General features: G+C 27.7%; 1 protein-coding gene. It reads right to left on the bottom strand.

Annotated features, from left to right (window positions below):
* The coding region (locus VN21_RS18075) for a hypothetical protein (protein ID WP_200898151.1) at positions 1–383 on the bottom strand (383 nt) is incomplete at its 3' end.
* Positions 384–790 lie beyond the last annotated feature (407 nt).

The following is a 790-nucleotide window of genomic DNA, read 5'->3' as shown; positions in this document are numbered from 1 at the left end:
TCAGAAGTAGAATCAGAGTTAGCGTCAGCATCAGCATTAGCGTCTGAGTCAGAAGTAGAATCAGAGTTAGCGTCAGCATCAGCATTAGCATCTGAGTCAGAAGTAGAGCAAGAATCTGAATCCGCATTAGAATCAGCAGTAGAATCTGAGTCAGAATCAGCACAAGAACAAGATTTAGAATCATTATCTAAGCTCGTGTTTATATCTACATTTGATCTTGGATTTATATAATCATCGTCATCATCAAAATGACAACTATTTTTTCTTTTACATTGAGCTTCTTCAAGCATTTTTATTAAATCTCTAAGAGAACTCATTTGGTCCTTATTGTTTTTACAACAAGACTTTGGCATAGATCTATTCTCAATTATTGGTTTGCGCATATATTTCTCTCCTATATGTGTTTTTTAGTGTAGGTAGTTTTTATCTACCTATATAATATGTATATAGAATTTTGCAAAATTTGACACTCAAATTAGAGATTTAATGTAAAAAAATGGAGGATTTTCTATAAGTGATTTCAACCTATAGAAAAGTTGTATAAAAGCATGTTAAATTTTTTTATTGTGTACATATAACAGTTAGTTTTCGAATAAGTTTATTGTGAGATAATTAATAATATATTTATATTTTTTCATAATAAATTTAAATAAATGAGGAAGTGATGTTTGATGTGAAATTATTTAGAAGTAGTGTGAAATTAGTTTATTAGAAAAGAAATAAGTGTCCCAATTTAATAAATAAATCATAATGATAGTATTGATTAATTATAAATTGGACCTTAGAATTA

This window comes from Paraclostridium benzoelyticum (assembly GCF_001006285.1).
In the GTDB taxonomy this organism is placed as follows: Bacteria; Bacillota; Clostridia; order Peptostreptococcales; family Peptostreptococcaceae; genus Paraclostridium; species Paraclostridium benzoelyticum.
Note: the sequence above shows the minus strand (reverse complement) of the source record. Positions and strands in the feature narration are given on the sequence as shown.